The organism is Rhizobium lentis, from assembly GCF_014200175.1.
Taxonomy (GTDB): Bacteria; Pseudomonadota; Alphaproteobacteria; order Rhizobiales; family Rhizobiaceae; genus Rhizobium; species Rhizobium mulingense.
Window position 1 is genome coordinate 39,148 of sequence record NZ_JACHBD010000021.1, and the last position, 13,086, is coordinate 52,233.

The following is a 13,086-nucleotide window of genomic DNA, read 5'->3' on the forward strand; positions in this document are numbered from 1 at the left end:
GCCGCCTCGCTACGGAGCCGCCATGGCCCCTAAAAGTACGCCGGTTATAATTATGTTCGCCATCGACAGAGGAAGCAAGACTTTCCATCCGATCGCCATCAGTTGGTCGTAGCGGTAGCGGGGGAAAGTGAAGCGGAACCAGATGAACACATAGACGAAGAATGCGACCTTGAGCACAAACCAGAGCAGTGGTGGCAAGGGGATGAGGATGCCGTTCCAGCCGCCGAAAAACAGGATCACCACCAGAACCGACACCAGCAACACGATGGCATATTCGCTGACCATGAAAAACGCAAAGCGGATACCGCTGTATTCTGTATGGAAGCCGGCGCCCAGATCGCCTTCCGCTTCCGAAAGGTCGAAAGGTATACGCTGCGCCTCGGCCAATCCGGCAACGAAGAACACGAAGAAGCCGACCGGTTGGTAGACGATATTCCAGACATTGGTTTGGGCCCGCACGATGTCGAGCAGGCTCATGGATTGCGCCAACATAACCACCCCGATCACGGCGAACCCCATCGGAATCTCGTAGCTGATCATCTGCGCACAGGTCCTGAGGCTGCCGAGGACCGCGTATTTGCTGTTCGCGGCCCAACCACCGAAGATGACGCCATAGACCTCGATCCCGATCACCGCAAAGACGAAGAGTAATGCCACATTCATGTTGGAGACGTAGAGCGTGATCTCGGCGCCGAGGACCGAGATGCTTTCGCCGAAGGGGATCGCGACGAACACCACAAAGGGCGGGGCGAGCGCCAATATTGGCGCCAGTTTGAACAGGAAGCGATCGGCCTCGGCCGGGATGTGGTCCTCTTTGGTTAAGAGCTTGATTCCGTCCGCCACCGGCTGCAGAAGCCCGTGCCACCCCACGCGCATCGGTCCCATCCGCTGCTGAATGTGCCCTGCGATCTTGCGTTCCAGCCAGGTCAGCGGCAAGGGCAGCAGCAGCAAGAGCGCAATCAGAAACGCGACCTTGAAGACGATCAGGCCAAGGGCGACGATAAGTTCCATGATCCGCGACTACTTATTCATCGGGTTGAAACGCTCAACCGGACTTCGGCTCCGGCTATACACTAAGCACTTGTGCACTTTGTCAGGCTACATGGTATAACGGTGACGCACCTCTTACAATGACATTACAGTTATGTCGTCGCTGGTTGCTCTGATGTGTTCTGGAATCAAAAAAGCCCGCACGAGGCGGGCTTTTGTGTATTTGGTTGCGGGGGCATGATCGCACAGAGATTTGCAAAACTGGCTGAGAAGACTGGAGTTACCAGCAGGTGAACCCTGCATCGACGTTGACTATTGCGCCGGTCATCAGGCTGGCGGCGCCCGATGCGAGGAAGAGGACCGCGCTTGCAACCTCCTCCGGCGTTCCCATCCTTCCCATCGGCGTGTCGGCGAGCCAGAGCGGAATCCGCTCGCGATTGGCTTCGACGGCCACCACCATCGGTGTCTCGATATAGGTGGGCGCGACGGCGTTTACCCTGATGCCGTGATGCGCCCACTCGGCGGCCAACGAACGCGTGAGATGATGGACCGCCGCCTTGGAGACATTATAGGCCGTCTGGGGTTGAGGCCGGTTGCAGATATGTCCCGACATCGAGCCGAGGTTGACGATGGCGCCGCGTTTCAGCGAAATCATGGGACGACCGAAGGCGCGCGAGCACCAGAAGACGCCGTTGAGATTGACGTCCATCATGCGCAGCCAGTCTGCATCGGTGAGCTCCTCCGCCGGGATGCCACTCTGGCCAATTCCAGCATTGTTGACGAGGATCGTCGCCGGCCGACCTTGGTCGGCAAGTTCGGTCGCAATCGCATCCATGCGGGCCGCATCGGTGACGTCGCCCACCTGGACTTCGACGTCGTAGCCCTTGTCGCGCAGCGCAAGCGCTTGCTGGGCGTCGGCCTCGCCGCGTTCGATAACGACGACGGCGGCACCCGCCTCCGCCAGCGCCTCGGTGCAGCAAAGGCCGATCGCACGCCCTCCGCCTGTGACCACCGCACGTTCGCCGTCGAGGCGAAATTTCTCCTGGTAGCTCATGCTCGGCTCCTTCAGATATCGAATGCGCTGGGAAGCACCACGATATCGCGGATGGTGACGTTGCGCGGCCGGGTCAGCATGAAGATGATCGCATCGGCGACTTCCTTGGGCTCGATCAAAGCCCCAGCTTCCTTGGCCTTGCGAAGGTTTTCCTCCGGCCAATCTGCGAGCAAAGCGCTGATCACCGGCCCTGGAGAAACCGACCCCACACGAATGCCATTTTTAAGAAGTTGGCGTCGCATCGTCTGGACGAAGCACGTCATCGCCCACTTCGATGACGAATAGACCGGTTCCCACGGAACCGCAGAATGTCCCGCGACCGAGCTGGTGACGACGATGTCGCCAGTGCCACGTTCGATCATGTGAGGAATGACATTTCGAACGTTCTTCATGACGACGTTCACGTTGAGATTGAGCATCCGATCGATGGCATCGAGGTCGGTTTCCATGAGGTCGCCGCCGATATAGGTGCCCGCATTGGCATGCAGGATGTCGAGTTTGCCGGTCTTCGACAGGACGCCTTCGAGCAGTCCCGCACACCGGTCCGGATCCAGCAAGTTGATGACCAGCGGAATAGCGCGCTCGCCAAGCCGGGCGCAAATCGTCTCAAGGGCCTTCTCATCCCGGTCCACCAGCACGACGGTCGCACCGGCGGCGAGCATCGCCTCGGTCGAGGCCAATCCTATGCCTGACGCTGCACCCGTGACCGCCGCGATCTTCCCATTCAATTCGTTCATCGCTTTTTCCTCCTGTCTTGATCCTGACTGCTAATTTTTCTCGATGCCGCAGGCTGCGTGATAGTCCGAAAGACTTTTCGTCACTCTCCAGATCAAAACCTGTTCCGGATCGAGCGGCGCATCCGCGAAATCTTCTGCGGCCGGCATATGCTGCCAGAACAACGGCAGCGGTACGGATTGCCCTCGAAGCGCCTCGCACAGGCGACCGACGGCATCTTGCGCTTCAGCGGACGCCCAGTAATAGCGGATGCGGTCTGACAGCGAGTAGTGGCGTAGCCAGCGCATCTCGGCATTTTTCCCGTGGTAGTGGCGCCTCCAATTGCCTGGCTGCTCGAGCATCAGCGCTTCCATCGCCGCATAGAGCGGACGCTGGCCGTAATCGGGCAAGAGGTCCGACGCGACCGCATCCAGCGCATAGAGCGCCTCGCGCAGGACGAAGGTCAGCTCGGGACCGACCTTCAGGATGGAAAACCCGTCCTCCACCAGCGCGGACAACGGTCGGCTTCCCTGATAATCCGTCGAGTGAGCCTCGAACACGAATTGCGGCTGCGTGATGAGCACTGATTTCAGCGTGTCTATCTTGTTGCGCTCATACAGGATCACGTTGTGATTGCCGAACTCGACGCCCGGCTGAACGACCAGCCCGATGGCGCGTCCAAACGCTTGCCCGAGTCCTGCCTCCGCAAAGATCCGACGATGGACATCGATCGTCTTCAGTGCCGCTGCCGCATCCGTCGGTTCGATTGTTGTCAGGGCATGATCAGCCCCGCCCGGCGGCGGCACTTCGGTTCCGATGACGTAAACCGGCATTGCGCCGCCGACCTTCTTCGCTGCAGCTTCGGCGACTGCTGCCAGCCGGGCGGCGCGACGGGCCGTGGTTTCATCATCAAGCCCCACCGGCTCGCCCTTGCAGCCCATCGAGGCGTCGAGGTGAATCTTTCGGAAACCGGCCGCGACATAGGCGGCAATCATCTTCTCAGCCTCGACCATGGCCTCTTCCGCCGGGCGGTCGCGCCAGGGATTGGGGCCGAGATGGTCACCGCCGAGAAGGATGAGTTTTTCGGGGCACCCTTCTTCGGCGGCCACCTTCACGACGAGGGACGCGAAATCGTTTGGCGTCATTCCGGTGTAGCCGCCAAGGTGGTTGACCTGGTTGCAGGTAGCCTCGATGAGGACGGTGCTTCCCTGTTGCCGCCCGTGCCGGAGCGCGGCGCGGAGCACGATCGGATGGGCGGAGCATACGGAGGTCACGCCTGTCGGACGGCCTTCAATCCGCAGCCTGGCCAGTTCGTTGAGATGCACCTGCATCACCGCCGCCTTTCCGTTGAAGCGATGAACGCGTCCAGTTCCTGCCGAGTGCCGGCACCTTCCATCGGACCCAGGACCGTCACGTTGCGGGCGCCGGCGGCCGAGGCATAGGTCAACGCTTGCTTCTGAGACATTCCGAGCCGCCGGCAAGTGAGATAGGCTCCGCCGAAGCAGTCGCCGGCGCCGGTGGGGTCGACCTCCTGAACGACAAATGCCGGAGCGTCGATGCGGTCTCCTTGCCTGCCGAAATAGGTCGCCCCGTCGACGCCGCGCTTCAGCACGATCTCCTTGACGCCCATCTCGAACAAGCGACGGATCGCTTCTGCCTCGCCTTCGACACCTGCGGCACGCTCGAGCTCCTCTCCGGTCGGCAGAACGAGATCGGCGGCGGCCACAAGCTTGGAAAACCGGCGCTCGGTGTCCTCGTCCAGCTTCAATTCCTTGCGAATGTTCGGATCCACCGAGAGCGTTCCCCCGCGCGCCTTTACGATGTCGACCGCCTTGTCGATCACTTCGCGCGCACTGGGGACCGACAGAGCCGAGCCCATCACGTGAAGATGTCCACTTCGATCGATGAGATCGCCGACCGTTTGAGACCAGCCGAAGCGGGCCGCCGCGGATGTGGCGATGTTGTATACGAAATTTCTGGAGCCATCCGCGCGATAGCGAACAAACGCGCTTCCCGTGGGATAGTCCGCATCGATCGAAATCGCCGAAACATCGACGCCGTCGCGCTTCAGGCGGTCCGTATTGACACGGCCGAAATCGTCATCGCCGACGGCGCCGACCATGGCCGCCTTGCCGCCCAGGCGACCGCATTGCGAGATGAAGATCGCCGGCGCCCCGCTCGCGAACGGACCGACGAGCGGCTGGGCTTCGAGAAACCCGTCTCCGACGGTCGTGGCGACGATCTCCACAAGGATCTCGCCCACGCAGACCGTAGGACCAAGCGCATCCGGGGCCAGTGCTGAAGCCATGTGCAATCCTGCTTTCGAAAGTTCTTGTCATCAACCCGGCGCCGATTGGGCCGGCGCACCATCCTCGCTGCCGAACTCCTCGCTTTCCAATGATAGAAAGCGCTGGTGCAGCATGCATGCCGCCCCGAAGGCGGAACCGAACTCCGCCTCATCGTCCACGACGATCTCAGGCGTGGGGAAAGGGATGTTCTGGCCCTCCGACATGTGGACCGCCACCCGTGCGGCCACCATTGGGTAGAGCGATGCCACGGAGCCGCCCAGTACGATCCTGTCCGGATCGAGCAGACGACAGGCTTGCAGCAATGCGTATGCGAGATGCCGCGACCAGCTTTCGGCGATATTGACGGCAGCCGGGACACGGTCACGAACGTCGCCGAGGAATTCCTGCAGATCCGCTTCCTGGCGTCCGACAGCCTCGCGATACTGTCTGATGAGCACCTCGCGACCGATCAGCTGTTCAAACTTCTGACCGCCGCTTCCCGGCACCAGGGTGTGGCCGATTTCTCCCGCCAGACCGTGGCCGCCGCGGAACAGCTTGCCGTCAATCATGATGCCGCCGCCGACGCCCGTTTCCATGAGCAGAAACAGGGTCACACCTGCGGCGCCATGACGATAGCTGTCACCGATCGCAAAGGCGTTGGCGTCGTTTTCGACCGCGATGGGCACGGCGGCTGGGAAGGCGGCCAAGAAGGCGGATTGGCCAATCTCCTTCAACGGTACGTCTCGCCAGCCAATGATGGGTGCGAGGGTGACAAATCCATCCGGCCGGATATGGGCCGGCGTCGATATGCCGAGACCTTTGCACTTTCCGATCATCCTCTTTGCCATCGCACTGACAATAAGCTCGACACCCTGCGCCATGGCTTCCTCCACCGTGGAGGACGGCGTATCGAAGGCCATTTTCCGACATGCCCGGACTTCGGCGGAAAGATCGATAACGACCGCTGATATATGCTCGACGCCAATCTCGATCCCCACGAAGAATGCGGCATCGGGAACCAGTTCGAGCATGATGCCCGGGCGCCCAGCACGGGAATGCTCCAGCCGCTGCTTTGCACCCTCGTCCGACTCCTGAACGAACCCGCCTTCCGTCAGTTCAGCGACGATCTCTCCCGAGGATGAGCGATTCATGCCGAGCTTGCGGGCGAGATCCGCCCGGCTGAGGCTCCCGTGGGCGTAGATCGTCTGCAAGGCGGCGACGATATTGTTCTGCCGGATCCGGCGCGGCGAACTTCCAATGGAGACGGTGTCGTTCATCTTGCAATTCCCTTCAGTCGCCCAACCCTTACACGATTGGAACAGGCTGTCAGAAGGATGATCAGGGCCGCGCGTTTGTGGCGCGGCGGCGCTTGGCCTCGTCATATTTAAGCTCGATGTAGCGCTTCGCGTGCGCCGCGAGCGGATCATTATCCTCCCAGGTATCGCGCCAGATCGCGCAGGCGAGCGACAGGCCTTCGTCGACAACCGTCGTCGAGAAGCTTTCGAACACGATGTCGCGCTTGTAGTCGATGTCGAGCAGCGCGTCGAAGATCAGATCGAAGTTGATCACGCCGTCGCCGAGGTAACCGCGATTGCTCTCGCCGATGTGAAAGTAGCCGATCTTGTCGCCGGCGAGACGGATCGCGGCGGCCGGGTTGGCTTCCTCGATGTTCATGTGGAAGGTGTCGAGATGGAGACGGACATGCTCCGATCCCGTCTCGGCGATGAACTTGAGTCCCTGCGCCGTCGTATTCAGCAGGTTCGTCTCGAACCGGTTGACGATCTCAAGGACGAGGTCGACATTTGCCTGTGTGGCGATTTCCCCGGTCGCAGCGATCGCAGCGACGCTGTTGTCCCAGCCCTTCTTCGTCGGCTGGCGATTGTACTTGGTGTGCGCGGAATACAGAATCCCGCCGAGCTTGTTGCCGCCGATATCGCGCACCGCGCGAATGGCGTCGGCCAACGTCTGCTTGCCAGCGGAGACAACGGATATGTCCTCGCTCGATACATCTTTGTCGAGCGGAAGACCCATCGTTACGCCAATCTCGACGTCAAGGGACTGGGCAAGCTTGGCCAATCGATCGAGGTTGAATTTCTCAGGGCGCAGATAGGCAAATTCGATCGTGCGATATCCGTGTTCAGCCGTTTTGTTGAGGGCCATCTCCAGCCCTTCCTGCGTTTGGCCGCCTGTCCATACAAATGAGTGGATACCCAATCGACGCATGGTCTTTTCCTCCACGAAATGCCTTTGATTACGGACAGTGCTAGGGCATTTAGTTTGGCTAGGCAACAAATAATTTTCGTGGCATGTTTTTTGCTGCTTTGCAAAAATTGCTTGCATCGCAACATTTTATCTCGGACCGAGAATACTGGGGCTTCCCGTAAAGATTAGTTTCCGCGAAAATCAATAGGATAGACAGAGCATTTGCATGTCTTGACAACAAATGTTGCGCTGCCGGTTTTTTTGGCCTACACAAAGCACCGGCGAAATGATCTCGCTGCACTCTGGGAGGATTGGAAATGAACTATGCTTTGAAGGCTAGCGCACTCGCGCTGACGCTCAGCCTCGCCGCCGCTGCTTCACCGGCCTGGGCCGACTTCTGGTCCGACGCCGGTGCTAAATTCAAGGGCGTCACCCTACACGGCGTCACCGAAAGCACCCCGCCGTCGAACTACATCAAGAACGTGCTTGCTCCGGAATTCGAAAAGAAGACCGGCATCAAGGTCGACATCGAGACGACGTCCTGGGATCAGATGTACGACAAGGCCATCAAGGATATGGAATCCAAGACCGGCATCTATGACATGGTCTACATCGAACAGGACATCATCTACTCCTATCTCGCCAGGAATTTCCTCATCGACATCACGAAGACGCTGAAAGACCAGCCGGATCTGAAAGCCCCCACCTACGACGATGCGAACTTCACCAGCTTTGCCGACTACTTCAAGGACACGAGCGGCGATCTCTTCGGCGTTCCGATGGAAGCCTTCCTGAAGACCTATCTCTATCGCAAGGACCTCTTCGACGATCCGAAGATCAAGGAAGCCTTCAAGAAGGAAACTGGCAAGGACCTGAAGCCGGCGACCACCCACGAGGAATACACCCAGATCGCCGAATTCTTCACGAAATACGGCAAGGACAATGGCATGGAACTCTGGGGCACGACTGCTCAGGCACATACAGGCCATGCGGCGTCGTGGTATGAATTCTTCGAGTCCATCGTGCCAACCTTCGGCGTCTATAATTGGGGCATCGACGCCAAGAACAATTATGCGGCAACGGTCGAACATGGCGGCGCGATGAACGGCGACAAGGCGAAGGCCGCGTTGAAATATTGGCTGCACCTGCGCGACATCGCCCCGCCGGAATCGACGCAGTCAACCTGGACGGAAACAGCAACGACGTTCGCCGCGGGCCGCGTCGCCCAGGGATTGATCTACGGTGAGAACGCCGCGTGGATCGCCAGCGATCCAGCGCAGTCGAAGGTGGTCGGCCAGGTCGGGTTTGCTCTGCCGCCGCTCGAGCCGGGCGTGCTGGAAGATGCGAAAGCCGGAAAAGGCTATATCGGCTACTACGATGGCGGCGCCTTCGGCGTGCCGGTCACGTCCAAGAACAAGGAAGCATCGCTGCTCTTCCTCGAATTCATCGGTCAGAACGAAGTGCAGCCCGACTGGGCCATCGCCGCACCGCGCATCACGAACACGGCGACGTTCGACGATCCAAAGGTGAAGGAGATGGACGTCAAGCTCGGCGGCTTCTACACGATGCTGAAGGACCAGGGCAAGCTCTTCGCCGGTGCTCCTCCCTACCCCTTCCATGCTCAGGTGCGTGAAGCGACCGCTCCGATCTTCTACGACATCCTGACGGGCAAGATCGGTCCCGATGAAGGCCTCGACCAGATGGCGGCCAAGGCTGAAGAGGAGCTCACCTCGCTCGGCTATCGCAAATAAAACATCCTCCCCAACTGACGGGTCGTTCCGACGACCCGTCATCTTGCGCTCCGGAATGGAGCGGACGTCCACATAACGTTCAATGGGGGATAGGCGATGCATTCGCAGAAGCTCGGGTGGCTGTTGCTGTCACCGACCATAGTGATCCTCGGATTGTTCGGGATCTTTCCGTTCATCTATGTCCTCTGGGTCTCTTTCCATTCATGGAACCCGTTCGCGGCCAATCCGGGCATGATCTTCAACTGGGCTGAAAACTATCGGCGGCTCGTCTTCGACCCGCAGTTCCTGGCATCGCTCGGCATAACCCTGGCATTCGTCTTGTTCGCCGTCGTGTCGGAGCTGGTTCTCGGCTACATCCTCGCCCAGGCGCTGCTCAAGGACTTTCCCGGAAAAGCAGTGTTTCGCACGATCCATACCCTACCGCTGATCATGGCGCCAATCATCGTCGGCTCCGTCTGGAAGCTGATGACCACACCGTCGATCGGCATCATTCCCTATCTTTTGAGGAACTGGTTCGGGTACGATCTGAATATCGGCCAGAGTGCTGTCGCGGCCTTCACCGTGACGGTGATCATGGACATCTGGCACTGGACGCCGCTCGTCACCCTGTCGCTGATCGCCGCTCTCGTCTCGCTTCCGTCAGACCCCTTCGAACAGGCGCAGATCGACGGCGCGGGCAAGAGCCAGATCTTCTGGCACATTACGCTCCCTCTGATCCGCCCGGCTCTGCTCGCCACGGTGTTCATCCGGCTGATGGATGCACTCCGTACCGTCGACGAAGTCCTGATGCTGACCGGAGGCGGCCCGGGTTCATCGACCCGCTACATTGGCGTCCATATCTTCCGGGAAGTCTTCCCCAAGACGAATTACGGCTATGGTTCGGCAATCTCCGTCACCGTCCTCTACCTCACTATCGTCGTCTGCTGGCTGCTCTACGTCGGCCTGATTGCGCCCCGCGTAAAGAGAGGTTGAAGCGATGAAGAAGCAGATCCCCTGGCTTCCGGCCGTCCTGTGGACCCTGATAAGCTTTGTGACCCTTTTCCCGATCTACTGGCTGTTCGTCATTTCGGTGAAACAGCCCTTCGACCTGTTCTCGACGCCCGATGTCATTCTCCGGAGCTTCTTCTGGAAGAATTACCAGGATGTGCTGACCAATCCGACCTTGCGCGGATACATGCTCAACTCGATGATCATTTCGTCGGGCAACGCGCTCCTCGTGACGACGCTCGGTTTTTTTGCCTGCTACGCCCTGACGCGCTTCGACCTCGCCGGCAAGGAAAGCATCTTCTTCTGGACGATCACCAACCGCATGGCGCCGCCGGCGGTCTTCCTCCTGCCACTCTTCCTGCTGCTGACGCAGGTCTACAAGATCGGCGACTTCTCGCTCGCAGATTCCCGGCTGGGCATGATTCTGGTCTATTGCTCCTTCAATCTTCCCTTCGCCATCTGGACGCTGCGCCCGACCGTGGAAGGCATTCCGAAGGAGTTGGATGAGGCCGCCTATATGGACGGCGCCAGCCCATGGGTCGTTCTCTACGACATCGTCTTTCCCTTGGCGCGGCCAGGACTTGCGGTGACGCTGATCCTGACCTGGGTGTTTGCTTGGAACGAATACCTGCTTGCGGCGACGCTCACCAACTTCAATGCGCGGACGCTGACCACCGGCCTGTCGGAATACGTGACCACGACGGGAACGGCCTGGGGCATCATGGCGGCAATCTCAATGCTGACACTGGTTCCGGCGCTCATCGTCTTTTCGGTGGTGCAGCGTCACATCGTTGCCGGCCTGACTTTCGGTGCCGTGAAAGGATGAAGCCATGACGTCTCCATCAGGAAATGACGAACGCAAGCCAGGGTTTCTCCCGATCGAAACGAACTGGTTCGACCGGCTCTTCATCTCGGTGGTGATCTGGGTCGCGCTCTCGCTGTTCTGGATGCGGTTCATCGAGCCGTTCGGGCTTTCGGTATGGTTTGCGGCAGCAATCTCGGCGGCCCTCGGCGCCTATCTCGTCTGGAAGGGATGAGCCGATGAATTCCGTCAACACCATCACGACACGACAGAGTAGCGCGTCTTCCAAGACGCGCAAAGGACGCTGTGGCGCTTCAAATTACTGCTTTAGGGAGGCACGACATTGGCAAACGTACAGGTGAGCGACGTCACCAAGAAATATGGCGCGCTTCAGGTCATGCACGGCGTCAGCGTCGACATCGAGGACGGCGAATTCGTCGTGCTGGTCGGTCCATCCGGATGCGGCAAGTCCACGCTGCTGCGCATGATCGCCGGTCTCGAGACCGTCAGCGGCGGCGACATCCGGATCGGCGGCCGTGTTGTCACAAACGCTCCTCCGAAGGAGCGCGACATCGCGATGGTGTTCCAGAGCTACGCACTCTATCCGCACAAGACGGTCGCCGAGAACATGGGCTTTCCGCTGAAGATGGCCAAGCGCCCCAAGGCGGAGATCGACGAGAAGGTCGGCAGGGCAGCCGAGATTCTCGACCTGACGCCCTATCTCGACCGTTATCCGAAGCAACTGTCGGGTGGGCAGCGTCAGCGCGTGGCGATGGGCCGCGCGATCGTCCGCGATCCGAAGGTCTTCCTGTTCGACGAGCCGTTGTCGAACCTCGACGCCAAGCTTCGCGTCACCATGCGAGTCGAGATCAAGGAGCTTCACCAGCGGTTGAAGACCACCACCGTCTACGTCACGCACGATCAGATCGAGGCCATGACAATGGCCAACAAGATCGTGGTGATGCGCGACGGCAGGGTCGAGCAGATCGGTAAGCCTCTCGATCTCTACGACTTCCCGGTCAACCTCTTCGTCGCCGGCTTTATCGGCAGCCCGTCGATGAACTTCCTGCAGGGCCGCATCGCGACCCGCGACGGCAGAAAGGTCGTCGTCACCGACCAGGGTGTCGCCCTTCCCCTGGGAAATACAAATGCGGACGAAGGACGAGCCGTTACTTACGGCATCCGGCCGGAGCATATCACGATCGGCGAGGATGGCGTTCCGGTCGAAGTCTCGGTGTTCGAGCCCACGGGTTCGGAGACATTGATCTTCGGCCGCACCGGAGGCGTACCCATCGACGCCCTCATCCGCGAACGCATCGAGATCGATCCCGGACGGACGATGTATTTCCACATCGATCCCCGGCGTGCGCATATCTTTGATCGGGAAACAGGCCAGAGGCTGTAAGGGAGACGACCTATGGAGTTCAAAGGAAAGACGGTCATCGTGACCGGCGCCGGAAAAGGCATTGGACGAGAAATCGCGAAAATGCTGGTCGAAAGGGGCGCGCATGTCGTCGCCCTGACCCGGAGTGCCGCCGATGTCGAAGCGCTGCGTGGGGAATCCGGCTGCCGGGCCATACAGGTCGATCTCGCGGACGCCGATGCGACGAGAGAGGCGGCGATCGCCGCCCTTCCGGCCGATTTCCTCGTCAACTGCGCCGGCACGACCGAGCTCCAGCCGTTCCTGGAGACAACAGTCGAAGCATTTGACCGTCTTGTCGCGGTCAACACGCGTGCTCCGATGATCGTCGGCCAGGAATACGCCCGTTCGCTGATCAAGGACGGTCGCCAAGGCGCCATCGTCAATGTCTCGTCGGTCGCCTCCTTCATCGGCATCCCCGACCACGCGGCCTATTGTGCCTCAAAGGGAGGATTGGATGGCTTGACCCGGGTCATGGCAAAGGAGCTTGCGCCTCATGGTATACGCGCGAACGGCGTCCACCCAACGGTCACGATGACGCCGATGGCGGTAAAGGCATGGAGCGACCCCGAGAAGGCCGCGGGGATGATGAAGCGAATTCCTGTCGGTCGCTTCGCTGAGCCAGCGGACATTGCCGAAGTTGTCCTTTTTCTCCTCTCTGACGAGGCTGCCATGGTAAACGGCATATCGATGCCGGTGGACGGGGGCTATATGATCGCCTGAGGCATTCTGGATTCGCAAATCAGCTCATCGCTCATCGCTGACTGCTAGCATTGACGTCTCTAGGAATCAAAAAGCCCGCCGGATTTGCGGGCTATTTTTGTATATGGTTGCGGGGGCAGGATTTGAACCTGCGGCCTTCAGGTTATGAGCCTGAC

General features: G+C 59.8%; 13 protein-coding genes. 6 read left to right on the top strand and 7 right to left on the bottom strand.

The window, feature by feature from the left end; translation table 11 throughout:
- Positions 1 to 9: 9 nt before the first annotated feature.
- The 7 genes from nuoH to GGI60_RS29755 all read right to left on the bottom strand — a co-directional run bounded on the left by nuoH (position 10) and on the right by GGI60_RS29755 (position 7,269).
- Positions 10 to 1,011 carry an NADH-quinone oxidoreductase subunit NuoH gene (gene nuoH, locus GGI60_RS29725; RefSeq protein WP_183920071.1) on the bottom strand — a complete coding sequence of 334 codons (1,002 nt, stop codon included), beginning with the start codon at positions 1,009 to 1,011 and terminating at the stop codon, positions 10 to 12.
- A 259-nt stretch (positions 1,012 to 1,270) separates the two neighbouring features.
- Entirely contained in the window at positions 1,271 to 2,044 is a 774-nt protein-coding gene (locus GGI60_RS29730; RefSeq protein WP_183920073.1) for an SDR family NAD(P)-dependent oxidoreductase, read from the bottom strand.
- Between the two features lie 11 nt (positions 2,045 to 2,055).
- On the bottom strand, positions 2,056 to 2,781 hold the full coding sequence (locus GGI60_RS29735; RefSeq protein WP_183920075.1) for an SDR family oxidoreductase: 726 nt from the start codon (positions 2,779 to 2,781) through the stop codon (positions 2,056 to 2,058).
- A gap of 30 nt (positions 2,782 to 2,811) precedes the next feature.
- Positions 2,812 to 4,089 carry a D-tagatose-bisphosphate aldolase, class II, non-catalytic subunit gene (locus tag GGI60_RS29740; protein WP_183920077.1) on the bottom strand — a complete coding sequence of 426 codons (1,278 nt, stop codon included), beginning with the start codon at positions 4,087 to 4,089 and terminating at the stop codon, positions 2,812 to 2,814.
- On the bottom strand, positions 4,089 to 5,066 hold the full coding sequence (locus GGI60_RS29745; protein ID WP_183920078.1) for a sugar kinase: 978 nt from the start codon (positions 5,064 to 5,066) through the stop codon (positions 4,089 to 4,091). Before GGI60_RS29745 ends, GGI60_RS29740 begins: the two co-directional genes overlap by 1 nt.
- 30 nt (positions 5,067 to 5,096) lie before the next feature.
- Positions 5,097 to 6,323 (bottom strand): ROK family transcriptional regulator, encoded by a 1,227-nt coding sequence (locus GGI60_RS29750; RefSeq protein WP_183920080.1) that lies wholly within the window; start codon positions 6,321 to 6,323, stop codon positions 5,097 to 5,099.
- A gap of 61 nt (positions 6,324 to 6,384) precedes the next feature.
- Complete coding sequence (locus GGI60_RS29755) at positions 6,385 to 7,269, bottom strand: sugar phosphate isomerase/epimerase family protein (protein WP_183920097.1); 885 nt, start codon at positions 7,267 to 7,269, stop codon at positions 6,385 to 6,387.
- 296 nt (positions 7,270 to 7,565) lie between these two features.
- On the opposite strand from GGI60_RS29755, the gene GGI60_RS29760 reads away from it, so the two are divergent.
- The 6 genes from GGI60_RS29760 to GGI60_RS29785 all read left to right on the top strand — a co-directional run bounded on the left by GGI60_RS29760 (position 7,566) and on the right by GGI60_RS29785 (position 12,931).
- The gene (locus GGI60_RS29760) at positions 7,566 to 8,999 is read left to right on the top strand and encodes an extracellular solute-binding protein (RefSeq protein ID WP_183920082.1); all 1,434 of its coding nucleotides are present in this window, start codon (positions 7,566 to 7,568) and stop codon (positions 8,997 to 8,999) included.
- 96 nt (positions 9,000 to 9,095) lie between these two features.
- Positions 9,096 to 9,971: a carbohydrate ABC transporter permease gene (locus tag GGI60_RS29765; protein ID WP_183920084.1), complete on the top strand. Its 876-nt coding sequence runs from the start codon at positions 9,096 to 9,098 to the stop codon at positions 9,969 to 9,971.
- Between the two features lie 4 nt (positions 9,972 to 9,975).
- A complete protein-coding gene (locus tag GGI60_RS29770; RefSeq protein WP_183920086.1) occupies positions 9,976 to 10,812 on the top strand; it encodes a carbohydrate ABC transporter permease in 837 nt (278 codons plus the stop codon).
- Between the two features lie 4 nt (positions 10,813 to 10,816).
- The gene (locus tag GGI60_RS29775; RefSeq protein WP_097583474.1) at positions 10,817 to 11,023 is read left to right on the top strand and encodes a DUF2160 family membrane protein; all 207 of its coding nucleotides are present in this window, start codon (positions 10,817 to 10,819) and stop codon (positions 11,021 to 11,023) included.
- Between the two features lie 108 nt (positions 11,024 to 11,131).
- Positions 11,132 to 12,193, top strand: coding sequence for an ABC transporter ATP-binding protein (locus tag GGI60_RS29780; RefSeq protein WP_183920087.1), 1,062 nt, complete (start codon positions 11,132 to 11,134; stop codon positions 12,191 to 12,193).
- Between the two features lie 12 nt (positions 12,194 to 12,205).
- Entirely contained in the window at positions 12,206 to 12,931 is a 726-nt protein-coding gene (locus GGI60_RS29785; protein WP_183920089.1) for an SDR family oxidoreductase, read from the top strand.
- Positions 12,932 to 13,086: the final 155 nt, after the last annotated feature.